The organism is Nocardioides sp., from assembly GCF_024509035.1.
Taxonomy (GTDB): domain Bacteria; phylum Actinomycetota; class Actinomycetes; order Propionibacteriales; family Nocardioidaceae; genus Nocardioides.
Genome location: NZ_JANINT010000428.1, coordinates 1 through 867 on the forward strand (window position 1 = coordinate 1; position 867 = coordinate 867).

Annotated in this window: 1 protein-coding gene; it reads left to right on the top strand. The window is 75.5% G+C overall.

The genetic code is table 11. The features are described 5' to 3' along the window. A partial coding sequence (locus Q0L15_RS23090) for an SGNH/GDSL hydrolase family protein (RefSeq protein WP_296607200.1) occupies nucleotides 1–867 on the top strand: 867 nt, incomplete at both ends.

Here is an 867-nt window from a genome sequence, read left to right on the forward strand (position 1 = left end):
CTGCGCTCCGGCGCGAACTACCCGGCCCTGGTCGCGACGGCGATGCCCGGCACCGCGCTCACCGACGTGAGCTGCAGCGGCGCCAGCACCCGCAACACGGTCAGCCCGCAGGTCGGTCGCACCGGCTCGGTGCCGCCGCAGTTCGACGCGCTGAGGCCGGGCACCGACCTGGTGACCATCGGCCTCGGCGGCAACGACGGGCAGCTGTTCGGGGGGGTCCTCGGCCGCTGCGTGCAGATCGCCGCCACGGCACCGGCGGGCGCCCCGTGCCGGCAGTCGTTCGAGCGGCAGGACCCGGAGCGGCTGGACACCACGTTCGCCCACATCGAGCGGAACATCGCCGCCGTCGTCCGCGGCGTCCGCGAGCGGTCCCCGCAGGCCCGCGTCGTCGTGGTCGGGTACCCGCAGATCATCCCGGAGTCCGGCACCTGTGAGCTGCTGCCGCTGGCGGACGGGGACTACGCGTTCGCCCGGGAGATCAACGAGGGGCTCAACCGCGCGGTCGAGCGCGGCGCCGACGACGCGGGCGCCGACTTCGTCGACCTCTGGGAGCCGACCGCCGGGCACGACATCTGCGCCGACGAGCCCTGGATCAACGGCCGGGTCACCAGCGTCGGGACGGCGCTCGCCTACCACCCGCTCGCGGTCGAGCAGGAGCGCGTCGTGGACCGGGACGCCGGCCACGACCGTGTACGCCGACGCCATCTCGCGCAGCGCCGCGCCGACGGCCGCGCTGTCGCCCTCCAGGGCCAGCGGGTTGCGGTCCAGGAGCACCAGGTCTCCCCGCGAGCCCGGCCCCACCATCGGCTGCCCGTCGACGGACGCCGCCAGCGCCTCGCGCACGGTCAGGGCCTGCTCACCGTGCCA